The organism is Corallococcus exercitus, from assembly GCF_042231735.1.
Classification (GTDB): Bacteria; Myxococcota; Myxococcia; order Myxococcales; family Myxococcaceae; genus Corallococcus; species Corallococcus exercitus_B.
Genome location: NZ_CP102577.1, coordinates 9,599,608 through 9,625,269, shown reverse-complemented (window position 1 = coordinate 9,625,269; position 25,662 = coordinate 9,599,608). Strand labels below are relative to the sequence as shown.

Sequence of the window (25,662 nt, the reverse complement as noted above, 5' to 3'; positions counted from 1 at the left end):
CCAAGGAGATGTGACGAACCGTGGAGGGTCAGGGACGAACGGTGGAAGGCGGCCTCAGGTCGGCAGCTCCAGCGCCCGCTGCACCTGCGCGCGGTAGCTGCGGCCCGTGGTCAGCCGGGTGCCATCCTTCAGGACGAACACGTATTCGCCGGGGGGAAGGGGCTCCACCTCCTCGATGCGATCCAACCGCACGATGAACGAGCGGTGCGCGCGCAGGAACTGCCTCGGGTCCAGCTTCTCCTCCAGCGCCGCCATCGTCTCGCGCGTGAGGTGCGACTGCTTCCCCACGTGCACGGCGACGTAGTTCCCCTCCGCCGTCAGGTAGTCGATGTCCTCCACCGGCAGGAAGCGCATGCGCCAGCCCACCCGGGCCACGAGCCGCGTCACGTAGCGCGCGGGCTCGGCGGACGGGCGCGCGGCGAGCGATTCCAGCCGCGCGAGCAGCGCCGCGTCCAGGGAGGCCGGCACGGTCCGCCGCCGCTCTCTCGCGCGCTCCAGGCTGGAGCGGAAGCGCTCCCGGTCGAAGGGCTTGAGCAGGTAGTCGAGCGCGTTGGCCTCGAACGCCTGCACCGCGAAGTCACGGTGGGCCGTGACGAAGATGACCGAGGGCGTGGGTTCCGGGGCGAGCGCCCGGAGGACGCCGAAGCCGTCCGGCCCCGGCATCTCCACGTCCAGGAGGACGAGGTCCGGACGCTCGGCGCCGATGGCCGCGATGGCCTCGTGACCGTTGCGGCACTCCCCCACCAGCTGCATGTCGGGCGCTTCGGCCAGCAGGTCCTTCAGGCGCTGACGGGCGAGCGGTTCGTCATCGACGATGAGCACGCGCAGGGGGGCACTCATGGGCTGGGCGCCGTGCGGAAGGGGATGGCGAGGGCCACCGTGGTGCCACCGCCCACGGCGTCCCTCAGCTCCAGCCGGTGGGCGCCGCCATAGTGCTGCACCAGGCGCTCGCGGGTGATGCGCAGCCCGAGGCCGCCTCCCGCGCCCCGGGAGACGTCCGCCGGGTGCTCCTTGAGGCCGACGCCGTCATCGCGGACCTCCAGGTGGAGCTCGGGCCCCTCGCGCCGCGCGACCAGCGTCACCGTCCCCGGCTCGGAGCCCGGCGCGATGCCATGCTGGATGGCGTTCTCCACGAGCGGCTGGAGGACGAGGTGGGGGACGTGGGCCGTGAGCGCGTCCGCCGCGATGTCCTGCCTCACCGTGAGCCGGTCCGCGAAGCGCACCCCCTGGATGTCCAGGTACGGCTGCAGCGAGCGCAGCTCCTCCTGGAGCGGCACCTCCTCCGTGCCCGCGGCCTCGAGCGTGCCGCGGAGCAGGTCGCTCAGCCGCGCGATCATCCGCTCGCTCCCGTGCGGGTCGCGATGCACGAGCGCGGAGATGGTGTTCAGCGTGTTGAAGAGGAAGTGGGGGTGGAGCTGGGCCTTGAGCGCGTGCAGCTGCGCGCGGGCCAGCTGGGTGTCCCGCAGCCGCAGCTGGTCCGCGTAGTAGACGGCGTGCGCCACCCCCAGCACGGTGAGGTAGACGAACGGGTTGGAGAGCAGCGCGTGCACGAGCACGTCCAGGAAGGCGGGACGCTGCGCGTACCAGCCGACCCACGGGTCCAGGGAGAAGATCATCGCCGCGCGGAGGAGCGCGACGGCGAGCGCACCCGCCACGTGGAGCGCGGCCCGCGAGGCCACGTGCCGCCGCTCCAGGGGGAAGCGCAGCCCGAACTCGAGGATGCCGAGGGTGAGGGGCACCCAGAGGAGGTGCGCCACCATCGACGTGAGCAGCGCGTGCCCCCAGCCCATCCCGCCCGTGGCGTGGGCTTCGCTCGCGGCCGCAAGTCCGGCCAGCGTCCAATAGGCGGTTGCGGCGGCCCACGCCTGCCAGGTGTCGCGAAGTGACATGGTTCCGCACTCTACGGGGTTCGCGGGCCGGGACTTCACGCGCTCAACGCCATACACTTCCCCGCAAGTCACGACAGACGGGCCAGGCACGCCAATGTCAGAGGCCGATGCGAAGGTGCCGCCCCCTCTTGCAGGAGCCACGCATGACGCCCCTTCCCCGCCGTTCTCTGCTCTCTTCCTTGCGCGCCGTCGGCCGTGCGGCGACAGGCCTGCTGTCCGCGTCGGTGCTGTTGCACGGCGCCACCGCGCTGGCAGGCGGCCTGCCCTACCCCTCTCCGGGCGCGCATCTGCTCCCCATCAACCTCCCGGCGGAGTGGTTCAACCGGGGAGGCGAAGGGGTCGCCTATCACGACACGGACACCCTCCGCCGGGGCACCTCTACGCTGCGGCCCACGGAGTCCGTGGACATGGATGAGGTCAACGGCGTGACGAGCCTCTCGTGGACCCGCGCGGGCGAGTGGCTGGACTACTCCATCGAGGTGGATGAGCTCGCGACCTACACGCACAGCTTCAAGGCGCGCGTGGCGTCCGCGGGCGTTGGCGGGACGTTCCACCTGGAGCTGGACGGCGTCGCCCTCACCGGCAGCCTCCAGGTCCCGGACACCGGAGGCTGGCAGACGTGGACGGACGTGACGGCGAGCTTCCCCCTTCCGCCGGGTGAGCACACGCTGCGGCTCGTCTTCGACACGGTGGGCCCGACCGGGTTCGTGGGCAACGTGGACGGCTTCGAAATGAAGCGGGACGACAGCGGCATCCAGTTCCCCTACCCCATCGCCAACAACCCGCCGTCGCTCCCCTACAACACCATTCCTGCCGCCCGGTTCGACAGCGGCGGTGAGGACGTGGCCTACCACGACACGGACGCGGTCAACGAGGGAGGCGTCTACCGGACGGAGGGCGTGGACGTCTTCGCGGGGCTGGATGGCCAGGGGTACGCGGTCGGCTCCATCCAGAGCGGGGAGTGGCTGGAGTACACCGTCTACGCCACCCAGACGCGCAACTACTCCCTCATGCTCCGGCTGGCGTCGGCCAGCGGCGGACAGGTCAACGTGGACGTGGATGGCGGCACGCAGGCCATTGGCTTCGTGGGGGCCACCGGCGGCCCCCAGACCTTCAGCAACTTCTTCTTCAACGCCATCCCGCTCACCCAGGGGACGCACGTGATCCGCATCTCGTTCGGCGTGAGCGGCGGCGGCACGTTCGGCAGCTTCAGCAGCCTGCGCTTCGACTAGGCCCCGAGCGTCCGGGTCGCGCTGGTGGCCTGCCGCCGCGCGACCAGGGCGCCGAAGACTCCGGCGGTGAAGAACATGATGACGCTGTAGATGGCCGCGGGAATGGCCATCACGCCGTCATTGAGCAGCCGGGGACTGGAGGCGATGGCGATGGCGAGCGTGCCGTTGTGGATGCCCACCTCCATCGCGATCGCCACCGCCTGCTTGCGCTCGACCCGCAGCAGGACGGGCACCACGAACCCCACCGCCATGCTGGCCAGGTTGAAGGCGAGCGCCGCGAGCCCCACGCTCTGGAAGTACGTGACCAGCTGGTCCCGCTCCTTGAGCGTCGCCGCGAGCACCACGAGCACCAGGAACAGCGCCGAGATGATGCGCACGGGCCGGTCCAGGCCATCCGCGAGCGCCGGCCGCTTCGCGCGCACCCACATTCCCAGCGAGATGGGCACCAGGACGATGCCGAACACCTGGACAATCTTGGCGAACTGCAACGGGATGGCCCGCTCCTCCCCCATGAAGTGCGCCAGGGAGAAGTTCACGATGAGCGGCAGCGTGAACAGTGACAGCACGCTGTTGACCGCCGTCAGGCTGACGTTCAGCGCGACATCGCCCTTGGCCAGGTGGCTGAAGAGGTTCGCGGTCGCGCCGCCCGGCGTGGCGGAGAGCAGCATCAACCCGACAGCGAGCTGGGGAGGCAGCCCGAAGCCGGTCGCGATGGCGTAACAGACCCCAGGCATGAACAGCGTCTGACAGCCCAGGCCCACCAGCGCCGCGCGCGGGAACAACGCCACGCGGCGGAAGTCCGCGAGGGTGAGGCTCAGCCCGAGGCCGAGCATGATCACCCCCAGGGCAATCGGCAGGAACACCTCGGTGATGGCACTGCTCTGCATGGCGGGCCCCCAGCGAAAGCACCCACTCTGCCAGAAAGCCCGCCGGCAGGCAGACTCACCCTTGACGAAGCACCAGCAGCCGGAGCTCCGTCATGTCCTCAATGGCATACTTCACGCCCTCGCGGCCCAGCCCGGAGCCCTTCACGCCGCCGTAGGGCATGGTGTCGACACGGAAGCTCGGCACGTCACCGACGACGACTCCGCCCACCTCCAGCTCGTCCCAGGCCCGCATCGCGCGTGACAGGTCCTGCGTGAAGAGCCCGGCCTGCAAGCCGTAACGGCTGGCATTCACCCGGCGCAGGGCCTCGTCGAAGTCGCGGAACGGCTGGAGGAGCACCACGGGGCCGAAGGCCTCCTCCGCGCACAGCGACGCGTCCTCGGCGACGCCCTCCAGCACCGTGGCCTCCAGCAACGCGCCGCGCCGCCCTCCTCCGGTCAGCACCCGGGCGCCTCGCGCCACGGCCTCTTGAATCCAGCCCTCCAGCCGCCGCGCCGCGGGCTCGTCAATCAGCGGCCCCAGCGTGGTGGACTCGTCCCGGGGGTTGCCCGCGCGCAGGGCCCCCGCCCTCGCCACGATGCGCTCCCGCAGGGCGTCGTACAGCGACTCGTGCGCGAGGACCCGCTGCACCGAGATGCAGCTCTGCCCCGCCTGGAAGAAGGCGCCCTGGGCGATGCGGTCCGCGACGAAGTCCAGGCGCCCTGCCTGGTCCGCGTCCACCACGCAGGCCGCGTTGCCGCCCAGCTCCAGCACCACCTTCTTGCGGCCGGCGCGGGCCTTCAAATCCCAGCCCACCTTCTCCGAGCCAGTGAACGACAACAGCTTCAACCGGTCGTCCTCGATGAACGGACCCACGTCCTCCAGGCGCGTGGGCAGCACCGAGAAGGCGCCTTCCGGCAGGGCCGTCTCCGCGAGCACCTCCGCCATGAGCAGCGCGCTCACCGGCGTGCGGTCCGACGGCTTGAGGACGAAGGGGCAGCCCGCGGCGATGGCGGGCGCCACCTTGTGCGCTACCAGGTTGAGCGGGAAGTTGAACGGCGTGATGAACGAGCACGGCCCCACCGGCACGCGCTGCGTGAAGCCCCGGTAGCCCGCCGTGCGCTGCGACACCTCCAGGTTGAGGACCTCGCCGCCGCCGCGCACCGCCTCCTCCGCCGCCGCCTTGAAGGTCTCGATGAGCCGGGTGACCTCCGCCCGCGCGTCGCGCAGCGGCTTGCCGGCTTCGATGCAGAGGGCGAGCGCGAACTCCTCCGCGCGCTCCTGGAAGCGGCGCACGCAGTGCTCCAGCACCTGCTGCCGGGCATACGGCGCCAGCCTGCGCATGGGGTCCGTCGCGCGCACCGCCGCGGCGATGGCCTCCTCCACCGCGGCCGCGTCGGCGACGGCCACGCGCGTGACGACCTCCCCCGAGTACTTGTCGGTGACGGGCAGCTCCGCGTTGGGCTGCCTCGGGCGGTTGGCCAGATAGTACGGATAGCGCTCAGCCAGCATGGCGTTCCTCACTTTCACTTGGGTGCCCATGGCTCACGACTCCACCAGGGTGCCGGCACCGAGCGCCTGCGCGGTGTCCGTGTAGTCAATGGGCAGGTCGATGACGTGCACCCCGCCCGACTCCAGGCAGCGGGTGAGCGTGGCGCCGAACTCGGTGGCGCTCGCCGGGCGGTGTCCGCGTGCGCCGTACGCCTCCGCGTAGCGGACGAAGTCCGGGTTGCCCAACGTCATCCCGAAGTCGGGCAGGCCCATCTCCTCCTGCTTCCAGCGGATCATCCCGTAGCCGTCGTCGCGCACCACGACCACGGTCAGGTCGAGCTTCAGCCGCACCGCCGTCTCCAGCTCCTGCGAGTTCATCATGAACCCGCCGTCACCGCAGACGGCCACCACCTTGCGCCGGGGGTGGACGAGCTTCGCGGCGATGGCGGACGGCAGGCCCGCGCCCATCGTCGCGAGCGCGTTGTCGAGCAGCAGCGTGTTGGGCCGGCGGCAGCGGTAGTAGCGGGCGAACCACAGCTTGTACATGCCGTTGTCCAGGCACACGACGCCGTCATCCGGCATGGCGCGGCGCACCTCCGCGACGAGCCGCGCGGGGTAGATGGGGAAGCGGTCGTCACCCGCGCCGCTCACGAACTGCGCGTCGAGCCCCGCCCGCGAGCGCTCGAAGGGCGTGAAGTCCCAGTGCGAGCGCGGGCCCACCCCTTCCGCGATGCGCCACACGGCATTGGCCAGGTCTCCCGTCACCTGCACCTGCGGGAAGTACACGGGGTCGACCTCCGCGGAGGAGAAGTTCAGGTGGATGACCGTGCGGCGGCCGTCGCGCATCACGAACGGGGGCTTCTCGATGACGTCATGGCCCACGTTGAGGATGCAGTCCGAGGCCTCGATGGCGCGGTGGACGAAGTCGCCGTCGGACAGCGCCGCGGTGCCCATCCACAGCGGGTGTGTTTCATCCACCACGCCCTTGCCCATCTGCGTGCTGAAGAAGGGCAGGCCCACGCGGTCCACGAACGCGCGGAGCATCTCCGAGGTCAGCTTGCGGTTGGCCCCCGCGCCAATCATCAGCAGCGGACGGCGGGCCGAAGCGAGGGCCTCCACCGCCTGCGCGATGGACCCCTCGTCCGCCACGGGCCTTCGCGGGACACCCGGCGACAGGGGCACGGCCTCGGTGGTCTCACGCGCCACGTCCTCGGGCAGCTCCAGGTGGGTGGCGCCGGGGCGCTCCTCCTCCGCGCGGCGGAAGGCCTCGCGGACCGCTGAGGGGACGTGCTCCGCGGAGACGAGCGTGCGGGTGGACTTGGTGAGGGGCCGCATCATCCCGACGACGTCGACGATCTGGAAGTGCCCCTGCTTGCTCGCCTTTATGGGCTTCTGGCCGGTGAGCATCACCATGGGCATGGCGCCGAGCTGCGCGTACGCGGCGGCGGTGACCAGGTTGGTGGCCCCCGGCCCCAGCGTCGCCAGACACACGCCCGCGCGTCCGGTGAGCCTTCCTTGCGTCGCGGCCATGAACCCGGCCGCCTGCTCGTGGCGCGTGACGATGAGGCGCATGCCCGCGGCGCGCATGGACTCGAGCAGGTCCAGGTTCTCCTCGCCGGGAAGTCCGTAGACACAGCGGACGCCCTCGGCTTCGAGCGCCTTCACGAACAGATCCGATGCCTTCATGGGTGCCTCTCCTTCGTTGCGAGGAAGATGTACCGGCGGGCGTCGATTCGTACATTCGTCTGTTTTCATCGGGTCGATAGATGGCGTCTATGATGGCCCCATGGAGCTTCGACACCTCCGCTACTTCTCCGCCGTCGCCGACGCGCTGCACTTCGGGCGCGCCGCGCGGCGGCTGCACGTCTCCCAGCCCACGCTGTCGCACCAGATCCACCAGCTGGAGGAAGAGGTCGGCACACCGCTCTTCGAGAGGGCTCGCACCGGGGTGCGGCTGACGCAGGCAGGGGAGCTGTTCCGCACCTATGCCTCGCGCGCGCTGGAGGACGTGAACGCGGGCCTGTCCGCGGTGGGCGCGCTGCGGGGGCTCGCCACGGGGGCCCTGCGCGTGGGCTATCCGCCGAGCATGCGCGGCCTCGTGGTGCCCGCGCTGACGGCGGTGCTCCGCAAGCACCCCGGGCTGGCGTTGAGCGCGCAGGAGGCCGTCGTCCGGAAGCTGGAGCGGCAGCTGGCGGACGGCAAGCTGGAGGTGGGCCTGGGCTATGCCCCCGCGCGTCTGGCGGACCTGGACGCGGAGCCCGTCTTCGACAGCCGGCTCGCGCTCGTCGTCGCACGGGGACATGCGCTGGCGGGCGTGGAGTCCGTGGGGATGAAGCTGCTCACGGAGGAACCCTTCGCGCTCCTGTCACGCGGCCTGCGGGTGCGCGCCCGGGTGGACGCACACTTCGCGGCGATGCGGTTCGCGCCCCGGATCGCGCTCGAGTCCAACGCGGTGGCCACCGTGCTGGCCATCGTCCGCGCGGGCCTCGCCGTCACGGTGCTTCCCGAGCCACGGCTCGCGGACGCGGAGCGGCTGGTGGTGAAGCGGCTGTCTCCCGCTCCCCGCTCGGAGCTGGCGGCGCTCCTCTGGCGCAAGGGGGCTCCGCGCACGCCCGCGGCGGAGCTGTTCGCCGCGGAGGTCCGGACCCGCGCAAAGGAAGACGTAGGGTAGGAACTACCCGGGGACTCTCAGCCGATGGGAGCCCGTGAAAGCCATGAATCCTCACTATCCATAACTGGCCGTGTCGTGGCCGGTTGGGGCAATGGCTGTCACTCGAGGGGAGACGCACCTTCGGTTCAAGTCGGACACAGCCGTCCGTGTCCGTCCGCCCGGATTCCCCATCAGGGGGAGGCGGGCCTTCTTGTCCCGGATGGCGGCGTCCCCAGGTGAACCATGGCGAACTTCGGCAAGACCGTTGTGGGTGTGGCCTCGTGTGCGTTGTTGCTCGGCGCTTGCGGCCCCCTTCCCGAGGGTGAGGAGTTCGACGACTCCGTGCCCGGCGAGGCCGAGGTCCTGGACGACAGCCAGTCCGAGGAGCCCCGTCGCCTGGAGGCGCAGGCGCTCGCGGGAGACCTGGGAAGCGCCATCAGCTCTCCGGTCGCGACGTACCCCACGACCTGCACTGCCAGCAATCAGTGGGCAACCACGTGCCGTTCAGGCGCATCGCGAGACGTCGCCTACATCTGGAAGGTTCCCGAGACGGCGACCTATACGTTCAGCACGAGGGGCTCCAACTTCGACACCATCATGGAGATCCGGAACTACAAGGCCACGTCGGAGGTCTTGAAGTGCAACGATGACTCGAGCATTGGCACGACGTCCGCCATGTCCCTCACGCTCATCAAGGGCTATCAATTGCTCATCATCGTCGAGGGTTATCAAGGCGCTTGCGGCAACGTCCTGCTGCACATCACCAAGCGGTAGGCGCGGAGCGGGGCGCGGGCACTGACGCTCGCGCCCCCGGGCTGGGGCTTCAGCTCCAGGGCCGCAGCCAGAGCACCCAACCGGCCAGGCCCAGCTGCACGACCAGGGTCAGCGTCGCGCCGACCGCCTGGACGGGACTTCCGCGCAGCATCCCGAAGGCATGCGCCAGCCGCGCCACGAACAGCGCGCCGCCGAAGACGTGAAGCGCCGTCGAGTTGCCACCGCTCAGCTCCGCCAACAGCAGCAGGAGGAGCGCCAGGGGAACCTGCTCGACGTTGTTGCCATGCGCGCGGATGGCGGACCCGAGGCCGGCATGGCCTCCGTCGCCCCGGAAGACCTTGAGCTTCGTGCGGACCAGGCTGACGTTGATGGAGAGCGCCAGCGTGAGGAAGGCGTTGAGCGCGGCGTAGAGCGACGTCACCGGGACCAGGAACAACGATGTGCCGAGCAAGGGAGTCGTCACAGGAGAAGCCTCCGACCACGAGAGGGCGGGGAACGTAGCCGGTTCATGACCTCCGTGGGCACCGGCAGCCTTGCACCGGGGTCCGCCCTCGCCGAGCATCGGCGCGTGTCTTCCCTCCCCCATCGAGTCCTGGCCGACGGCTTCGTACGCACGCGCGCGCAGGAGGGTGTGCTCGTCCTGGGCGCGGCGCTCTGCACCGCGCTGCTTGCCCAGGTCGCCATCCCGGTGCCGGGGTCCCCGGTGCCCATCACGGGCCAGACGCTCGCGGTCGTCCTCACGGCGGCGGCGCTCGGACCTGGACGGGGTCTGGCCGGGCAGTTCGCCTATCTCCTGCTGGGGGCGGTGGGGCTGCCCTTCTTCGCGAAAGGGGCCAGCGGCTGGGGGCAGCTCGCCGGGCCGACGGGCGGCTTCCTGGTGGCCTTCCTCCCCGCGGCCTTCCTCGTGGGCCTCGCGGCGCGCCGTGGCCATGACCGGCGGTGGTGGACGGCGGGCCCGCTGTTCCTCGCGGGCCAGCTGCTCATCCTGGCCATTGGCGTGTCCTGGCTCCGCGTGAAGACGGGGCTCGACTTCGCCACGGCCGTCCAGAAGGGCTTCGTGCCCTTCGTTCCCGGCGGACTGCTCAAGGCCGCCATCGCGGGGTTGCTCATGCCCCTTGCGTGGAAGTTCGTCCGGCCTCGCGCGGCATGAAGGCCTGACGCGCTGTGCCTTCGACAGGCCACCGTCTGTCAACAGCCGTGCAATGGCATTCATTGCCATCCCCCGGCAAATCTCGAATTCACTTCAAGGATTGCAATTCCAGCCTTGCCATGCTGGCATGCGCCGCGCGTGATTCCTTTCACGCACGGGGGTTCACATGCGCTCGCGGCTGAAACGTCATCTGGGTTCGTTCCGGATCCCTCCCGAGAGGGCCCGCGTGGGCGCCTTGAAGGCGCTCGGCCCGGCGCTCAAGGCGATAGGCACCAGCGAGGAGCAGCGCAAACCGCCACCCGAGTTCAACCACCGGGACTACGCCATCATGCTGCTGCAGATTGGCGCGCAGATCGAACACGCGCTGATGGTGGAATACCTCTACGCGGCCTACTCCCTGGGCGGCCCTCAGGTCCCCCCTGAGCACCAGGCGATGGTGCAGGGCTGGCAGGAGGTCATCCTGGGCATCGCCAAGGAGGAGATGGGGCACTTCATCTCGGTCCTGAACGTCCTCCGGCTCGTCGGGGGACCGCTCAACCTGGACCGGGAGGACTATCCCTACAGCAGCGAGTTCTACCCCTTCCCCTTCACCCTCGAACCGCTGACGCTGAACTCCCTCGCCAAGTACGTCTACGCGGAGATGCCCCCGAACTGGACGGACCCGCCCGCGGAGGAGATCCGCCGCAAGGCCGAGGAGGCCACGGGAGGGCAGCCGCTCCACAGCGTGGGCACGCTCTACTCCGCGATGATCGACCTGCTCAGCCCTCCGGAGCCTGGGTGCGCGCCGTTCATCCCGGACTCCGACTTCGACGCGGAGACCTATCCGTTCCAGGCCTCGTGGGACGAATGGGGGCGCGGCTACCAGGGCGGCGCCCGAGGCACGACCTACGCCACCGCCACGAAGGCGGCCATTGCCCAGACCCCCGACGTGCTGGTCAGGCCGCTGGCTTCCAGGGACGACGCCGTCGCCGCGCTCAAGGCCATTGCCTCGCAGGGGGAGTCCCCCAAGGAAGACACCGACAGTCCCTCGCACTTCGTGCGCTTCCTCAACATCTACAAGGAGTTCAAGGCGTCCGGCGCGGGCGAGACCTGGAGGGCCACGCGCGAGGTCCCGTCCAATCCGGTGACCGCCGACGACCTGGATGCGAATGGCGAGCCGGGGCAGGCCGATGGCACCCCCATCACCCACCCGGAAGCCGTGCTCTGGGCGCACCTGTTCAACCTGCGCTACCGGATGCTGCTCGCGGACCTCGCGCATACCTACGTGCTCGAAGGGCCTCTCACCCAGGAAGGCATGCCCACGGCGCGCGGCGCGATCATCAACGCGACCTTCGGTGAGATGTACAACCTGCGCTCCATCGCCAACATCCTGGTCCGGACCCCGCTCGCGCAAGCGGGCACTGACGTCGCCGCGCCCCCGTTCGAGATGCCGTACACCCTCGACCTCCCCGAGGGCGAGCGCAACCGCTGGCGGCTCCACCGCGACCTGCTGGAGGCCTCCGCGACGCTGGTGCGGGAGCTGGAGCCCATCACCAGCGAGGAGCGGCGGAAGTACCTGGTCGCGCTCATGGGCGTGGATGAGCGCGCCATGCGTTCAGTGCAGGCGATGCTCCATGACCACCCCGGTGCGGCCCGCGCGAGGCGCGGCTAGGAGATTCCATGGCAATCACAGACATCCGCATCCTGCCGCCGCTCGCCATCGCGAGGCTCGGTGACTCCGAAACGCCACTGGAGGCCTACGAGCTCCGCGTGGACCCGGAGAACCCCCTGGGCTACCGGCAAATCATCCCCCAGGAGACCCTGGAGGTGAACGCCGCCACGGGAGAGATTGAACGCAGCTACGTCCCGGGCTCCATCCGCTTCAAGGATGGGGAGAAGATCCGTCCGGTGGCGCCCTTCCTGGAAGTCTTCGTCCGGCGCGGCGACACCGCCGACCTGGAGCCCCTCACGCTCGGCATCCTCGAGGAGGAGGGCCTGGACGCGGGGGCGCTGCACTGGTCCGTGCATGTGGCGAACATCAAGATCGAGCGCCGCACGGAGGAGGCCAAGGACCGCATCGAAGCCCTGGTCGGCCCCTTCAATGACCACGCGGCCCATCCGCTCCAGGGCCACTGCGAGAACTTCTTCCCCGGAAAGACGCTGCCCCTGGGGACGGTGCGCTACATCAAGCCCACCGCCCGGTTCCCGGAGATCCGCTTCCGCTTCACCCCGGCCCGGGGCGAGGTCTACGGCTCCAGCACCCAGCGGCACACGGACGCCACGCATCTGGAGCCGGACCCGATCATCAAGAGCGCGGACAAGGTGCTCTACGACCCGGCCAGGGGCACCTGGTGCAACGACTACAAGGAAACCTCCACCTACAACCCGGCGTACACCAACCCCGCGCAGATCTTCGCGGGCTACGACACGGATGACGGCAATCGGGTGAGCTGGGGCTACCTGGATGACGAATGCGATGGGTTCGTCACCGTGGAGCTGAAGACGGCGACAGGCTCACTCAAGGCGATGGCGCACATCGGTGCCGGACCGCCCGCCTTCGCGCCCGACACCCTGCCCATCCGCACCGTCTACGACGACCTGGAGCAGGCGCTGCTGGGGCCGTCGGCGGCGGCGGATGTCCCCGTCGCGGAGGCGGAGGAGATCGTCCGCAGGGCCTTCGAGACGGTGCGCCTGATGAACACCGCGGTGATGAACGGCAACGCGGTGAACGGGCGGCTCAACGTGGCCAGCACGATGGTCCGGCAGGACTCCAACGACTTCGGCCGGGACTACGAGCCCATCATGGCCCCCACGCTGGTGGACAACCTGGCCATCCTCGCGCTGCACCAGCGCGTGTTCACCGCGCTGCGCGCCGGGGCGGCGCCCTGGTTCTACGAGGTGCTGCGGCGGCCGGAGGAGATCGGCGACATGTCCGACGCCGGCCGGCGCAAGATGCCCGCGCTGATGCGAGGCGCCGACGGCCGGGCGCTCTCCCTCACGCGGAGGCAGATCGACACCATCCTCAAGACCGCCAGCCGCTCGCTGTTCGATGGTGAGGGCTTGAACAAGGGGGAGACGAAATGAAGAAGATCGAACCCAGGAACCTCACCGCGCAGCTCAACCACCGTGCGGTCGGCAACCCCGCCAGCTCCCTGCCCGACAGCGCCATCTCCAACTCGTTCCCGGGCCTGGAGTTCGACTTCCGCAACCTGTGGCGGCGGATGTTCGAAGGCATCGTGATGTCGGAGAACTCCAACTACGTCGTCGCCGTGGAGGATGACCGGTACGCGGGCGTGCTGAAGCACCGCATGCTTCGCGTGGACGGACTTCCCCTGGTCACGACGGTCAAGGGGCCGCAGATGCCGGGCGCGGACCCCAGCACGCTGGGCACCACCCAGAACCCCAGCGCGACCGCCTTCATGGAGTGGTCCAACGCGCTGATGCGGCTGTGGAGCAAGCAGGGCGAGCTGGTGACGTGCGACTTCACACTGACTCCGGCGCCGGATGATGCCCCCATCCCCGCGGATGGAAAGATGCTGTCCCATCAGCTGAAGCTCCGGAAGGTCTTCGCCACGCCCGAGCATCCGGGCTCCGCGCAAGGCGTCGCGCTCAACCCGGAGCTGCTCCGGCCCGGGGAGCTCACGCAGGGCCTGTGCTCGCCGTGGCAGAACGACTACCGCGAGTGCGCTTGTTATTACTGGGCCGCGAGCCGCCCGGACTACGTGAACGTCCAGCCCGGGCCGGACGGGCGGAGCCAGGGTGACAACTGGATGCAGAAGCAGCGCACCGGCGACTACGTGGCCGACAACCGGAAGGATTCGCGCCTCTTCTCGTACGACGACCTGTTCGAGAAGTGGCAGAGCCTGCTGCGCTTCCAGGTCCAGGGGCGCGACGCGGACGCATCCCCTCCCGGGCCTCCGTCCCTCCAGGGCAAGCACGAAGGGAGCAAGTAGCCCATGCCGCTTCCTCCCGAGGCCGGGCCCGTTGCTCCTGGAGCGCCGGCGGAGGCCCGTGCGCTGTTCGCGGCCTCGAGGCCACGGGCCAGGGACCTGCACCTGCTGTCCGGCGAGGACGGCCATGCCCTGCTCCTCGTGGACGGCAGCCGCCTGTTCGACGTCGACGCCGAGTCCTTCCAGGCCCTGGACGCGGCGGCCGAGGCGGGTGACGACGCGGCGGTGCGCCGGCTCCTGGAGGCACTGGGGGTGGATGCCCCGCCGTTCGTCGGGGACGAGCCGCTTGCCTCGGCGGAGGTGACCGCCGTCTCGCTCGCGGTCGCGCAGAAGTGCAACCTGGGCTGCACCTACTGCTATGCGCGGGAGGGGGACTTCGGCGGTCCGGCCCGGAACATGCCGCTGGAGGTGGCGCTGCGCTCCGTGGACCTGCTGCTCGAAGGCAAGGCGCCCGGCAGCCGCGCCAACCTGGCCTTCCTGGGAGGCGAGCCGCTCGCGAACCGCTCCGTGCTGCGCGCGGCCACCCGGCACGCCGCCGAACGGGCCCGGGCGCGGGAGGTGCGGCTGACGTTCTCCCTCACGACCAACGGGACGCTGCTCACGCCGGAGGACGCGGAGTTCTTCGAGGAGCACGGCTTCGCGGTGACCGTGAGCCTGGACGGCCCCCGGGAGGCGCACGACCGCCTGCGGCCGTTCAAGGGAGGACGCGGCAGCTACGACGCGGTGATGGCCGCGGTGGCCCCCCTGCTCTCGCTCCAGCGGCGGATGCAGGTCTCGGCCCGCGTGACGGTGACGCCTCGCAACCTCCAGCTTCGCGAGTCGTTGGACGAGATGGTGGCGCTGGGGTTCCACAGCGTCGGCTTCTCACCGATGCTCCGTTCGCCCACCGGCAGGGACGAGATGCAGGGGGCGGACCTGGAGGCCATGCTGGAGCAGATGGTGTCCTGCGGCCGGGAGTTCGAACGGCGCATCGTCGCGGGGGAGCGCTACCCCTTCGCCAACATGGTCAACGCGCTCCGGGAGCTCCACAAAGGCACCCACCGCCCCTACCCGTGCGGGGCAGGTGCCGGCTACGTGGGCATCTCCGCGGAGGGGGAGCTGGCGGCCTGTCACCGCTTCGTCGGTGACAAGGAGGGACAGTTGGGCCACGTCGACACGGGCGTGGACGCCTCGCGCCAGGGGCAGTGGCTGTCAGCGCGGCACGTCCACGCACAACGGCCCTGTGACCGCTGCTGGGCACGCTACCTGTGTGGCGGAGGTTGCCACCACGAGGTCATCCACCGGGGGCGCCCGGCCTGCGACTACATCCGGGGATGGCTGCACTACAGCCTGGGGGCCTACCTGCGGCTCTCCCGGGCGAGGCCGGACTGGTTCGGTATCGCGGCCCGGGACTGACACGCGCATGAAGGCCACGCGGACCGACGTGTGCATCATTGGCGGGGGACCCGCGGGCGCTGTCGCGGCGCTCCGGCTGAAGGCGCTCGGCCATCAGGTCTGTCTGATTGAGCGCGGCGTGACGGCCCGGCGGCGTGAGGGGGAATCCCTGACGCCAGGCATCTGGCCCATCCTGGAGACGCTGGCGTTGACGGACCGGGTGGCGGCCGCGGGCTTCGTGCCCGCGGTGAGGCCCCGGGTGCGCTGGGGCCACGAGCACGAGGAGTGGGTGGAGAAGACAGGGCCCGCGCCCGGGCTCATCGTGGATCGCGCCCGCTTCGACGGGCTGCTGCTGGCGGCCGCCGCCGAACGCGGTGTGCACCTGCTGCGGCCCGCGACGGCAAGGCGGGTCCAGCGCCATGTCGGGGGACTGGAGGTCCTCGCGCTTCAAGGAAGCGAAGTGCTCTCCATCGAGGCACGCTTCGTCATCGACGCGAGCGGCCGCGGGGGCTTCCTGCCCGGCGAGCGGCGCCCCACGGCCGCCCGGACCCTGGCGCTTCATGCCTATCTTCATGGTGGCGCAACGCCAGACGGGCCCCGGGTCGACGCGGTGGAAGACGGCTGGTACTGGGGCACGCGGCTGCCGGACGGCGCCTTCAGCACGATGCTCTTCCTCGAACCGGAGGTCATCGCCCGCGCGGGCCGCGGCGGCCTCGAGCGGCTGCTGCGGGACCGCCTGGCCGCGTCCCCCCTGTTCGCGCCCCATGCGGGTGCCGCGCTGCTGGAGCCCGTCCGGGCGAGGGATGCGACGCCCTACACGGATCCCGCGAGCATCGGGCATGACTTCGTGAAGCTGGGGGAGGCGGCCTTCGCGCTCGACCCGCTTTCCTCCACCGGCATCGAGAAGGCGATGCGGATGGCGCTGGCCGGGAGCACGTCGGTGCACACGCTCCTGAAGCGCCCGGCGAGTGCCACGCTGGTGTTCTCCTTCCACGCGGACCGGCAGCAGGAAGACGTGGAGCGACACGCGCAGTGGGCCGCCGGGCACTATCGTGAAGTGGTCCGCCACGCGGAGCAGCCCTTCTGGCGGAAGCGGGCGGAGGCAATGCCGCCGTCATTCGTGGAGCCTCCCGCGAGGCCCCAGGTGTCCGATCCGGCGTCCCTGCTCCATTCGCCGGTCGCACTCTCGGAAGAGGCGAAGCGGGTCGAGGTCCCCTGCATCGTGGGTGACTTCATCGAGTCCCGCCGGGCGGTGCGGCCCCCCCACCAGCTCCGGGCGGTGGCGTTCCTGGGGGGAATCGAGCTGGCCCCGCTCCTGGACGAGGTGGAGCGCGGGGGGACGTTGCTCGACGTCGTGCGCAGGTGGTCGCGTTGGGTGCCCATGCGCCAGGGGCTGGAGATCGCTGGGTGGATGGCCGCACAGGGGATGCTCCGCCCTGGAGACGCCGTTCTCCGTTAGCGGGTCCCGCCGCTCCAGGCGAGCGCGAGGTCCAGCTTGCCGGTCATGACGTGGTTGACGAGGTGGGCGTTGCGCTCGGTGCGCACCTCGATTCGAGGCCCACGACATCCGCGTCCGCTGGGGGCCTCCGCGCGCGTGCCGGTTCTGGCACGTTCCTCCCCGTCGCGGGTGGCGTCACGCGGCCCTGCGTCGCACAACCTCCGGAAGTGACAAGGGATTCGGCGACCTCCGCGCCCTGGCGCAAGGGTTGCTCAAGGTGCGCACGTCGCGCCGGAAAGGACCGGCGCGCATGACCCCGAGTGCCATCGCATGCATCGCGCACCCCCGTGGAAGCAGTCCCTTCGTTCCCTTCTCATCGCGCCGCTCGTGGCGGGGCTCGTCCCTGGCTGTGGTGCCAGCGAAGCACCACCGGCGCCGGCCTCACCGGCGCGGGCCCAGGCCGCGCCGCTCACGGCGGTCCCCACGCCCAAGCAGCTCATCCTGGAGCCGGAGGCGGACACATACGTCCGGGCCGCCAGCCCGGGCGTGAACTACGGCACCGCGCAGAACCTGTACGTCGACTCCGCCAAGGCCGAGACCTACCTGCGCTTCAACCTGAGCGCCATCCCGGCCGGCGCCCACATCGCCTCGGTCATGCTGCAGGCCCTGGCCTACGACGGCTCCTCCGCTGGCGGTGACGGCAGCGTCTATGCGCACCTGGTTCCAGACGACACCTGGAGCGAGACGGGCATGACCTGGTCCAACCGGCCCGCGGTGACCGGCGACAGGCTGGGCTCCTGGTGGCTCTGGAATCCCAACGCCACGCCCAAACCCTTGCAGGTGGGCGTCAACTTCAGCCCGAAGCTGAAGGCCCCCGTGCAGCAGGCGCTGGACTCGGATGGGCTCGTCTCCTTCCGGCTGATGTCCCCGGGCTACCACACGGTGTACCGCTCGCGTGAACACGGCGTCGCCAGTGAGCGGCCCAAGCTCATCATCAACTACTTCGAGCCCGGGGATCCGCAGGTGACCACCGACCTGCAGGTCGTGGCCCTCTACCCGCAGGCGGACGCGCAGGTCCTGGCGGGCAGCCCCACCACGAACCAGGGCATGAGCTCGGTGCTGACCGTGGACCGGACCGCGGCGGAGTCCTTCCTCCGCTTCGGCCTGGGGAGCGTCCCGCTCAACGCGCAGGTGGTCGCCGTCTCCCTGGTGGCCACGTCCAATGACGGCTACGCGTATGACGACGCGGACGGCAACGTCTACACGCGGCTGGTCTCCGACGACTCCTGGAGCGAGACCGGCATCACCTGGAACAACAAGCCCGCCGCCTCCAGCGACGACCTGGGCTCCTGGCTGCTGTGGAACCGCAACGGCCAGTACACGACCCAGGTGGGCATCAACTCGAGCCCGAAGCTGGTGGCGCCCGTGCAGGAGGCGCTGGAGTCGGACGGGATGATCTCCCTGCGCCTGGATTCGCCCGGGTACCGGACGCTCTACCACTCGCGCGAGTACAGCGCGACGGAGGCCCGCTGGCCCCAGCTCATCGTCTCCTACTTCGTGCCGCCCCCCTGCCCCACGCCCGTCGCCTCCGCGCCCACGCAGGTGGTCCTGGAGCCGGAGGCGGATACGTACGTCTGGTCGTTGAGCCCGACCACGAACTACGGCGCCAACCAGAACCTGTGGGTCGACTCCGGCAAGGGTGAGACCTACCTGCGCTTCAACCTGGGCGGCATCCCGGCCGGGGCCAACATCGCCTCGGTCCGGTTGGAGGCCCTGGCCTATGACGGCTCTTCGGCTGGCGGCGACGGCAGCGTCTACGCGCACCTGGTGCCGGACGACACGTGGAGCGAGACGGGCATGACCTGGAACAACCGGCCCCCCGTGAATGGGAGCGACCTGGGCTCCTGGTGGCTCTGGAACAGCAACAGCTCGCCCAAACCCTTGCAGCTGGGCGTCAACGCCGACCCGAAGCTGAAGGCGCCCGTGCAGCAGGCGCTGGACTCGGATGGGCTCATCTCCTTCCGGCTGCGGTCGCCGGGCTACCACACGGTGTATCGCTCGCGGGAGTACGGCGTCGCCAGTGAGCGGCCCCGGCTGGTCGTCAGCTACTTCGAGCCCGGCGATCCGCAGGTGACCTCCCCTCTAGAGGCGGCGTCCTTCTTCCCGGTGGCGGACACGTCCGTCTGGATGAGCAACCCGAACGCGAACGCGGGCACGTCCATGGGTCTGACCGTGAACCGGGACGACGCGGAGACCTTCCTGCGCTTCAACCTCGCGGGCCTCCCGCCCACCGCCCAGGTGGCCTCCGTCGTCCTGGTGACCACGGCCACGGGCAGCAGCGACGTCACGGCGGGCGCGGACGGCAACGTCTACACGCGGTGGGTTCCCAACAACGCGTGGAGCGAGACGGGCATGACCTGGAACACCAGGCCCTCCGTCTTCAGCTGCGAGCTGGGCTCCTGGCAGCTCCCGAACCGGCCCGTGCCGTACACCACGCAGGCGGGCATCAATGCGAGCCCGCTGCTGGTGCCGGTGGTGCAGGAGGTCCTGTCCATGGACGGGCTGCTCTCCTTGCGGCTCGACTCGCCGGGCAGCCGCTCGGTGTACGACTCGCGCGAGTACTCGAACACCTCGGCCCGCTGGCCGCGGCTCATCGTCTACTACTCCCTCCCCACGGCCACGCCGTGAGGTGAGGACCGCCGGCTGCCACGGTCCATCGCTGGCAGCCGGCTCAGGGAGCCGGCGGGGAAAGGGCCACGCGCTGGCCCACCGCACCGAACTCCAGGTGCGTCACCTTCGCGCGGGGCGGGCCCACCGCGGGCAGGATGAACCACGCCGCGCCTCGCAGGGCCTGGGGGTGGCGCAGCGTCGCCCCGGGTTCCAGCACCCGCTCCACGATGCCGTCGGGGCCGTGGAAGGTGACGCGCAGCGGCTGGGGCGGGCCGAGCGCCCGGACATAGAAGGCGTAGCGCTCACGGCCATGGCCCACGCCACGGGATGCGAACCCCAGCACCTCCAGGCTCCCCTGCCGCACGGACAGCGGCGTGAGGCCGTCGGGCAGGGGCGCGGGCTGGGGCAGCGGCGCCTCCAGGTCATAGGCCCGCAGCGCGGCCTGCGGTGGCACGCCGGGCACGGGAGCGTAGGGCTCCGCGAGGGGCGAGACGAGATAGGGGTGGTAGCCACGCTCGCGCGAGAGGGCCACGTCCGGAGCCCGCCGGTACGTCATGCGCCCGCTCCAGAACATGAGGCTCAGGTTCTCGAAGCTGAGCGGCGGGTCGTAGTCCAGCGCGGCGAAGAGGACGCTGCGCTTCGGCGTGTGCCGGGAGAGTGCCAGGCCCACCTCGCGCGAATGGCTGACGTACAGCTCGTCGAGGTGCTCGTCCTGGTAGCGCGCCTTCTCCACCGGGAGCGTGATGGCCAGGTGCCACGCGAGCACCGCCGAGGCCAGGAGCCCCAGCCCCAAGGACATCCACCGGGGCCTGCGCGCGAGTCTGAAGACAATCGCGGTCAGCACCGCCGCGCAGAAGGCCAGCACCAGCCCCTCGGCGAGCCCCGGGAGGGTCCGCGTCTGGTCCCAGGACGCGGGAAGCGACTCGCGCAGGCGGGTCAGGACGGGCAGGTGCTCGATGGCCAGCGGCGTGGCGAGCCCCGCCAGCAGCAGCGCCGCGAGCACCGGATGGCGCCGCGCGTCCGAGCCCGCGATGGCCAGGGCGGCGAGGACGGCGGGCACGGCGCCCCAGGCGATGGCCGGGACCTTCACCGTGCCCAGCGACAGGACGAGCCACGTCGCGCCCACCCACAGCGCGAGCCCCACCGTCTCCAGCTCCCGCTTGCGCACGGCGCGCACCAGCAGCCAGCAGAAGGCGATGAGCGGCAGCACGTTCGCGAGGGGCTGGAAGCTCGTGCGGTTGACCTCGTTGAGGACGGCGTCCAGCGGGCGGCGCCAGGGCCCCACGTCCACGGTCGGATCATGGAAGAGGTGCGCGCGCGTGACGCGCGACTCCAGGTCGTGCAGCTCGGGCCAGCGCCACGCGGAGTAGAGGCTCCACGGCGCCGCCACCACTCCGGCCGCGGCCACCATGGCCACCACCGTGCCGAGCCTCGGGCCCGGACAGAAGCGCAGCCGGCTCAAGGCCCACAGCGTCGCGGCCACGCCCAGCGGGGTCAGCGCGAGCCCCGTCTTGCAGAGGAAGCCCAGCCCCACCACCCCGCCCGCCGCCAGCCCCCACCGCCAGGAGTTCTCCCAGGTGGCGTGGAAGAGCAGCGCCACCGCCACGGCGTTGCAGCCCGCCAGCGTGCAGTCCGTCACGTCCCCGAAGAAGCGCCCCTGCACGAGCTGCCAGCCGAAGGGCAGCGCCAGGAAGCCCACCGCCCCCAGCGTGGCCCACAGCCGCCCCGCGGGCCGCCGGGCGATGAGGTAGATGGCGGCCCCCGCGGCCAGGTGGCCCAGGAGCGACGCCAGCCGCAGCGCGAGCGGCGTCACCCCCACGACGTGCATCATCAGCGCCCCGAACCAGAAGGGGCCCGTGGGCTTGTGCATCCAGACGTTCGCGGCCCACCAGTGCCGGATGTCGCTCGGGTAGAGCGGGTCCTTGTAGATGTGCGGCGTGAAGAAGGTGTCGTGCGTGCCGCGCGCGGCGGCCTGATGCATCGCCTCGTCCCAGTTGTAGATGGCGGGATGGGCCAGATGCGGCGCCAGCTGCGCGAGTCCCCACACCACGACCGCCACGAGGATCAGGACGTCGAGCTTTGTCCGGGCGGGGTCCTGGCTGGGAGGGGTCTGGAGGGGGGCGCTCATCGGAAGGGGAAGGAATTGACCACCCACGTCCTGGGACCGCAAGCCGCACGCGCCGGCGGCCCGGCCTGATTCCGGAGCAGGAACGGACCAGAAGGCGCAGGCCCGGACCGTGTCTCCGCTCCCGGGTTCGGGCCTGATTTCCGCCCACCCCCTGTCACTCACCCCAGGAGTCTCCAGACCATGAGCACGACCCAGGCCCCCTCCCACCGCGGGCTCGAAGCCCTGCTGACGCCGCAGAACAGCGTGCTGGTGCTGATCGACCATCAGCCCTACCAGTTCGCCAACCTGCACAGCCACGAGCCGACGATGGTGCTCAACAACGTCGTCGGACTGGCCAAGGCGGCCAGGGTCTACAAGGTACCCACCCTCCTCACCACGGTCCTGGAGGAGCGCGGCGGCTACCTCATCAAGGGCCTGCAGGACGTGTTCCCCGAGCAGAAGCCCATCGACCGCACCTTCATCAACACCTGGGAGGACCGCCGCGTGGTGGACGCGGTGAAGAAGACGGACCGCAAGAAGCTGATCATCGCCGCGCTGTGGACGGAGATCTGCCTGGCCATGCCCGCCATCCAGGCCGCGGGCGAGGGCTTTGACGTCTACGCCGTCACCGACGCCTCGGGTGGCGTCAGCCGCGAGGCGCATGACATGGCGGTGCGCCGCATGCAGATGGCGGGCGTGACGCCCATCACCTGGATGGCGGTGGTCGCCGAGTGGCAGCGCGACTGGGCCCGCGAGGAGAGTGCCGCCGAGCTCGCTGGCGTGCTGGCCGAGCACGGTGGCGGCAGCGCGGTGGCCTTCGCCTGGGAGCTCCAGCTGCTGGCGGGCCGGCCCGGCCGGGGCGTCTGAACGCACGGCGCTCCCCTGTAGGGGATGACGGCCTTGCCGACTGCTGACATCGTTCTCCTGGGAGCTGCCCCCGCCGCCAGGGGACCTGGGAGAACGATGGCCTTGGAGACTCGCGCTGAACGGCTGAGCCCCCTTCCAGAGAACGTCGTTGGCATTTCCGTCACCCGGCGGAAGTGGAATGGCGTCTGCGTGGACGTGAATGAGAGCCGCTGTTCGGGTCGAGCCGAGTATTCGTTGTGCCTGGAAGGACAGACTCGCCTGAGCGCGCTGTTGGAGGAGGTCGGGTCGCCGTGCGAGCCCCGCCTGCGCGAAGGCCGGCCCTGCGCCATCGGGTACGTGCCCCGGCAGCTGAACCTCATGCCCGCCGGCATGCCGCTGTGGGGCTACAGCGCCGATTCACGCCTGGTGCGCGATGCCGTGCTCACGTTCGACCCGAAGGACCTGGGCGAGCGCCTGGGCCAGTCGCTGGCTTCCGCCGAGCTGGGTTCGCCGAGGCTGCGCTTCGCTGATGACCGGCTGTGGACGCTGATGCGCTTGCTCGCCGAGGCGGTGGATGACGACGACCCCGCCTCGCAGCTCTACGGCGACGGACTGACCGCCGCCATCTTCGCCAAGCTGGGCTCCCGCCGTGAGGAGCGTCCCCCGACGCGCAAGGGCCTGGCCCCGTGGCAGCTGCGGCGGGTGCTCGACTACCTGGAGTCGCGCCTGCCCGAGCGGGTCGAGTTGTCGGAGCTGGCGGCGCTGGTGGACCTGTCACAGGCGCACTTCAGCCGCGCCTTCAAGGCCTCCACCGGCGTGGCGCCCTATCAATGGCAGCTGCAGGCCCGCCTCCAGCGCGCACAGGCGATGATGCTGACCACGCCCAGGTCGCTGGAGCGCATCGCCGAGGCGACGGGCTTCGCCGACGCGGTGCACTTCGGCAAGGCCTTCCGGCGGGCCCACGGCACCACCCCCGCGAGGTGGCGCCGGGACCGGAAGCGCTAACGGCGTCGCAGGTATCCCAGGCAGCCCAGCGTCACGAGCGCCATGAGCGACGCGTAGCCCACCAGGGGCCACGCCGTGTCGCCGTCGAGCAGGACGACCATCCCTGTTCCCAGGACGCCCACGATGAGGCTCTGGACGCAGAAGTAGAGCGCGACCGCCGTTCCCGCCACGGCGCCAAAGGCCTGGAGCGCGCCGTTGGCGGTGACGGACACGGCGAACACGATCCCCGCCGCGATGACCCACATGGGCACAACGAACGTCCAGAAGGACGGCGCCGCGTGAAGCTGCCCGGCCGTCAGCAGCCCCGCGCCCAGGAGCAACAGGCCCATGCCGCGCGCAAGGCTCCCCGCCAGCCCCCAGCGGGCCACGAAGCCTTTCGCGAAACGCGTCGTCACCATCATGGCGAGCGCGGCGGTGGCGAAGGCCAGGCTGAAGCCGAACGCGGAGAAGCCGGCCCGGCCCATGAGCACCCGGGGCGCCGTGGAGAAGAACACGAAGAAGGAGCCCATCGCCGCGCTGAAGCCCAGGGTGTACGTCCAGAACGCGGCGCTGCGCAGGATGGGCTGGAGCGCCATGGCCTGACGGGACATGCCGGAGGGACGTGTCTCAGGCCAGCGCGGCAGGGCTTGGAGCAGCGCCGCCGTGGCCAGGATGCCGAGCGTGAGGAAGAGGGCCCGCCATCCGAAGTGTTTCGCGAGCAGGGCCCCGGCGATGGGGCCGAGCGCCGGAACGAAGGCCAGCATGGCGCTGAACAGGCTGTAGATGACCGCGCCTTCAGGCCGCTCCGCGTAGACGTCCCGGACGGTCGCGAACGTGGCGACGAGGGCCGCGGACGCCCCCACCGCTTGCAGGAACCGGAGCCCGACGAACGTCGTGGCCTCGGAGGTGCCCGCGAGCAGGAACGAGCTGGCCGCGAACACCAGCGCACCGCCCAGCAGCACCCGGCGCCGGCCGATGCGGTCCGAGAGCGGGCCGAACACCAGTTGTCCGGCCCCGAGCACGGCCAGGTAGAGGCTCAGCGTGAGCTGGATGATGGAGGGAGACGTCTGGAGGATCCCGGTCATGGCCGGAACCACGGGCAGGTAGATGTCCATGGCCAGCGAGGCCAGGAGGTCGAAGGGGGCCATCAGCAACAGCGCTGCTGGCACGGAGTGATTCCACGACAGGGTTTTCGAATGAGACATGAGGGCATCCGCGCAAATGAGGAACATCTGGCGGCGCTCTGCCTCTCCACGGGGACCGGGATGAGCTGGGGCAGAGGGCCGCGGCAACGGTGGACGTGTCGCCGCGGCTCACTCATCTGCGGAACTGGCATCTCCCATCGGGCGGGCTCCGGGTGCGTCAGGTCCGGGCGGGACGAAAATGCCGGCCCTTTCCTGACAGGGAGCGCGGGCCCGCCCTGTCAGACCGTCGGGACCGTTCCACCGTCGATCGCGTACTCAGCGCCGTGGATGGACGCGGCGCGCTCCGAGGCCAGGAAGGCGACGAGCTCAGCGACCTCTTCCGGCCAGGCCGGGCGTCCCAGGGGAATGCCGCCGAGCCCGTCCATGATGCTCTGGCGCGCGGCCGCCTCGTCGGTCCCCGCGTGTTCCGAGATCCGCTTCACCAGGGCTTCGGCGGCGGTCGTGCGGATCCACCCGGGAGCAATCGAGTTGACCCGGACCCCGCGGGGACCCAGTTCCTTGGAGAGGGCCTTGCTGTACGTCGACAGCGCGGCCTTCGCGGCGGCATACGCGATGGTCGAGTCGTGGAGGGGAAGCCTCCGCTGGATGGATGAGATGTGCAGCACCACGCCTCTTCCACGCTCGAGCATGGGTGGAATGAGCGCGCGATCCAGCCGGACCGCCGCCAGCAGGTTGAGCGAGAGCTCGTCCTGCCAGTGCTGCTCGGTGAGCCTGGTGAACCCGCCCCCGGGCGCCGAGGAGCCTCCGAGGTTGTGGACCAGGATGTCGATGCCCCCGACCTTGTCCTGGACCTGCCGCACCACCGTGTCCACGCCTTCCGGAGTCCCGAGGTCCGCCTGCACGAAGATGCCGGGAGCCGATTCGCCCTCGGGAAGCGCGGAGCGCGCGACCGCGACGGTCACCGCGCCCGCCGCGCTGAACCGACGGACGATGGCCTGTCCCGCCCCCTTGGTTCCGCCCGTCACGAGCACGCGCTGGCCCGCGAACTCCCGGGGGTCGATGTGAAAGCGAGGGGTTGCTGTTGTCGACACGGGTTTCTCCTATCAGGGGACGCGGATA

The 25,662-nt window shown here is 70.5% G+C and carries 21 protein-coding genes; 12 read left to right on the top strand and 9 right to left on the bottom strand.

What is annotated here, in order from left to right; translation table 11 throughout:
* Positions 1–54: 54 nt before the first annotated feature.
* Together NR792_RS38800 and NR792_RS38795 are read right to left on the bottom strand one after the other, a co-directional pair.
* Entirely contained in the window at positions 55–840 is a 786-nt protein-coding gene (locus NR792_RS38800; RefSeq protein WP_375757724.1) for a LytR/AlgR family response regulator transcription factor, read from the bottom strand.
* Complete coding sequence (locus NR792_RS38795) at positions 837–1,889, bottom strand: sensor histidine kinase (protein ID WP_375757723.1); 1,053 nt, start codon at positions 1,887–1,889, stop codon at positions 837–839. Before NR792_RS38795 ends, NR792_RS38800 begins: the two co-directional genes overlap by 4 nt.
* Before the next feature lie 143 nt (positions 1,890–2,032).
* Here NR792_RS38795 and NR792_RS38790 point away from each other — a divergent pair, with 143 nt between their 5' ends.
* Positions 2,033–3,121 carry a carbohydrate-binding protein gene (locus NR792_RS38790; protein WP_375757722.1) on the top strand — a complete coding sequence of 363 codons (1,089 nt, stop codon included), beginning with the start codon at positions 2,033–2,035 and terminating at the stop codon, positions 3,119–3,121.
* Here the strand turns inward: NR792_RS38790 and NR792_RS38785 are convergent.
* Genes NR792_RS38785 through NR792_RS38775 form a run of 3 tightly spaced genes read right to left on the bottom strand, consistent with a single transcriptional unit; the run spans position 3,118 to position 7,162 of the window.
* Positions 3,118–4,008, bottom strand: a complete 891-nt coding sequence (locus NR792_RS38785) for a bile acid:sodium symporter family protein (protein ID WP_375757721.1) — start codon at positions 4,006–4,008, stop codon at positions 3,118–3,120. The genes NR792_RS38790 and NR792_RS38785 overlap by 4 nt on opposite strands.
* A 55-nt stretch (positions 4,009–4,063) precedes the next feature.
* Positions 4,064–5,497 (bottom strand): aldehyde dehydrogenase family protein, encoded by a 1,434-nt coding sequence (locus NR792_RS38780; RefSeq protein WP_375757720.1) that lies wholly within the window; start codon positions 5,495–5,497, stop codon positions 4,064–4,066.
* Between the two features lie 33 nt (positions 5,498–5,530).
* Positions 5,531–7,162 (bottom strand): acetolactate synthase large subunit, encoded by a 1,632-nt coding sequence (locus tag NR792_RS38775; RefSeq protein ID WP_375757719.1) that lies wholly within the window; start codon positions 7,160–7,162, stop codon positions 5,531–5,533.
* Between the two features lie 100 nt (positions 7,163–7,262).
* Between NR792_RS38775 and NR792_RS38770 the strand changes: the two genes are divergently transcribed.
* On the top strand, positions 7,263–8,147 hold the full coding sequence (locus tag NR792_RS38770; RefSeq protein ID WP_375757718.1) for a LysR substrate-binding domain-containing protein: 885 nt from the start codon (positions 7,263–7,265) through the stop codon (positions 8,145–8,147).
* A gap of 222 nt (positions 8,148–8,369) precedes the next feature.
* Complete coding sequence (locus tag NR792_RS38765) at positions 8,370–8,900, top strand: hypothetical protein (RefSeq protein ID WP_375757717.1); 531 nt, start codon at positions 8,370–8,372, stop codon at positions 8,898–8,900.
* 49 nt (positions 8,901–8,949) lie between these two features.
* Here the strand turns inward: NR792_RS38765 and NR792_RS38760 are convergent, their stop codons facing one another.
* Positions 8,950–9,363 carry an MAPEG family protein gene (locus NR792_RS38760; protein ID WP_375757716.1) on the bottom strand — a complete coding sequence of 138 codons (414 nt, stop codon included), beginning with the start codon at positions 9,361–9,363 and terminating at the stop codon, positions 8,950–8,952.
* A gap of 105 nt (positions 9,364–9,468) precedes the next feature.
* Here NR792_RS38760 and NR792_RS38755 point away from each other — a divergent pair, with 105 nt between their 5' ends.
* The 7 genes from NR792_RS38755 to NR792_RS38725 all read left to right on the top strand — a co-directional run bounded on the left by NR792_RS38755 (position 9,469) and on the right by NR792_RS38725 (position 19,479).
* Entirely contained in the window at positions 9,469–10,050 is a 582-nt protein-coding gene (locus NR792_RS38755) for a biotin transporter BioY (RefSeq protein ID WP_375757715.1), read from the top strand.
* Positions 10,051–10,276: 226 nt separating this feature from the next.
* Positions 10,277–11,701, top strand: a complete 1,425-nt coding sequence (locus NR792_RS38750; RefSeq protein WP_375757714.1) for a ferritin-like domain-containing protein — start codon at positions 10,277–10,279, stop codon at positions 11,699–11,701.
* A gap of 8 nt (positions 11,702–11,709) precedes the next feature.
* On the top strand, positions 11,710–13,113 hold the full coding sequence (locus NR792_RS38745; protein ID WP_375757713.1) for a hypothetical protein: 1,404 nt from the start codon (positions 11,710–11,712) through the stop codon (positions 13,111–13,113).
* Complete coding sequence (locus NR792_RS38740) at positions 13,110–13,982, top strand: hypothetical protein (protein WP_375757712.1); 873 nt, start codon at positions 13,110–13,112, stop codon at positions 13,980–13,982. Before NR792_RS38745 ends, NR792_RS38740 begins: the two co-directional genes overlap by 4 nt.
* Before the next feature lie 3 nt (positions 13,983–13,985).
* Positions 13,986–15,374: a radical SAM protein gene (locus NR792_RS38735; protein ID WP_375757711.1), complete on the top strand. Its 1,389-nt coding sequence runs from the start codon at positions 13,986–13,988 to the stop codon at positions 15,372–15,374.
* A 7-nt stretch (positions 15,375–15,381) separates the two neighbouring features.
* Positions 15,382–16,812 carry an NAD(P)/FAD-dependent oxidoreductase gene (locus NR792_RS38730; protein WP_375757710.1) on the top strand — a complete coding sequence of 477 codons (1,431 nt, stop codon included), beginning with the start codon at positions 15,382–15,384 and terminating at the stop codon, positions 16,810–16,812.
* Between the two features lie 309 nt (positions 16,813–17,121).
* The gene (locus NR792_RS38725; protein ID WP_375757709.1) at positions 17,122–19,479 is read left to right on the top strand and encodes a DNRLRE domain-containing protein; all 2,358 of its coding nucleotides are present in this window, start codon (positions 17,122–17,124) and stop codon (positions 19,477–19,479) included.
* A 43-nt stretch (positions 19,480–19,522) separates the two neighbouring features.
* Here the strand turns inward: NR792_RS38725 and NR792_RS38720 are convergent, their stop codons facing one another.
* Positions 19,523–21,589 (bottom strand): ArnT family glycosyltransferase, encoded by a 2,067-nt coding sequence (locus NR792_RS38720; protein ID WP_375757708.1) that lies wholly within the window; start codon positions 21,587–21,589, stop codon positions 19,523–19,525.
* Between the two features lie 180 nt (positions 21,590–21,769).
* Here NR792_RS38720 and NR792_RS38715 point away from each other — a divergent pair, with 180 nt between their 5' ends.
* Positions 21,770–22,435 (top strand): hydrolase, encoded by a 666-nt coding sequence (locus NR792_RS38715; RefSeq protein WP_375757707.1) that lies wholly within the window; start codon positions 21,770–21,772, stop codon positions 22,433–22,435.
* Between the two features lie 189 nt (positions 22,436–22,624).
* On the top strand, positions 22,625–23,419 hold the full coding sequence (locus NR792_RS38710; protein WP_375757706.1) for a helix-turn-helix domain-containing protein: 795 nt from the start codon (positions 22,625–22,627) through the stop codon (positions 23,417–23,419).
* Here NR792_RS38710 and cml read toward each other — a convergent pair.
* Entirely contained in the window at positions 23,416–24,603 is a 1,188-nt protein-coding gene (gene cml, locus NR792_RS38705; RefSeq protein WP_375757705.1) for a CmlA/FloR family chloramphenicol efflux MFS transporter, read from the bottom strand. The two genes, NR792_RS38710 and cml, sit on opposite strands and share 4 nt — an antisense overlap.
* Before the next feature lie 218 nt (positions 24,604–24,821).
* Positions 24,822–25,634: an SDR family oxidoreductase gene (locus tag NR792_RS38700; protein WP_375757704.1), complete on the bottom strand. Its 813-nt coding sequence runs from the start codon at positions 25,632–25,634 to the stop codon at positions 24,822–24,824.
* Positions 25,635–25,662 lie beyond the last annotated feature (28 nt).

Excerpts from the sequence above, each read along its gene's own strand:
- NR792_RS38800 (WP_375757724.1), bottom strand. The coding sequence starts at position 840 with ATGAGTGCCCCCCTGCGCGTGCTCATCGTCGATGACGAACCGCTCGCC.
- NR792_RS38795 (WP_375757723.1), bottom strand. The coding sequence starts at position 1,889 with ATGTCACTTCGCGACACCTGGCAGGCGTGGGCCGCCGCAACCGCCTAT.
- NR792_RS38790 (WP_375757722.1), top strand. The coding sequence starts at position 2,033 with ATGACGCCCCTTCCCCGCCGTTCTCTGCTCTCTTCCTTGCGCGCCGTC.
- NR792_RS38785 (WP_375757721.1), bottom strand. The coding sequence starts at position 4,008 with ATGCAGAGCAGTGCCATCACCGAGGTGTTCCTGCCGATTGCCCTGGGG.
- NR792_RS38780 (WP_375757720.1), bottom strand. The coding sequence starts at position 5,497 with ATGCTGGCTGAGCGCTATCCGTACTATCTGGCCAACCGCCCGAGGCAG.
- NR792_RS38775 (WP_375757719.1), bottom strand. The coding sequence starts at position 7,162 with ATGAAGGCATCGGATCTGTTCGTGAAGGCGCTCGAAGCCGAGGGCGTC.
- NR792_RS38770 (WP_375757718.1), top strand. The coding sequence starts at position 7,263 with ATGGAGCTTCGACACCTCCGCTACTTCTCCGCCGTCGCCGACGCGCTG.
- NR792_RS38765 (WP_375757717.1), top strand. The coding sequence starts at position 8,370 with ATGGCGAACTTCGGCAAGACCGTTGTGGGTGTGGCCTCGTGTGCGTTG.
- NR792_RS38745 (WP_375757713.1), top strand. The coding sequence starts at position 11,710 with ATGGCAATCACAGACATCCGCATCCTGCCGCCGCTCGCCATCGCGAGG.
- NR792_RS38740 (WP_375757712.1), top strand. The coding sequence starts at position 13,110 with ATGAAGAAGATCGAACCCAGGAACCTCACCGCGCAGCTCAACCACCGT.
- NR792_RS38735 (WP_375757711.1), top strand. The coding sequence starts at position 13,986 with ATGCCGCTTCCTCCCGAGGCCGGGCCCGTTGCTCCTGGAGCGCCGGCG.
- NR792_RS38730 (WP_375757710.1), top strand. The coding sequence starts at position 15,382 with ATGAAGGCCACGCGGACCGACGTGTGCATCATTGGCGGGGGACCCGCG.
- NR792_RS38725 (WP_375757709.1), top strand. The coding sequence starts at position 17,122 with ATGCATCGCGCACCCCCGTGGAAGCAGTCCCTTCGTTCCCTTCTCATC.
- NR792_RS38720 (WP_375757708.1), bottom strand. The coding sequence starts at position 21,589 with ATGAGCGCCCCCCTCCAGACCCCTCCCAGCCAGGACCCCGCCCGGACA.
- NR792_RS38715 (WP_375757707.1), top strand. The coding sequence starts at position 21,770 with ATGAGCACGACCCAGGCCCCCTCCCACCGCGGGCTCGAAGCCCTGCTG.
- cml (WP_375757705.1), bottom strand. The coding sequence starts at position 24,603 with ATGTCTCATTCGAAAACCCTGTCGTGGAATCACTCCGTGCCAGCAGCG.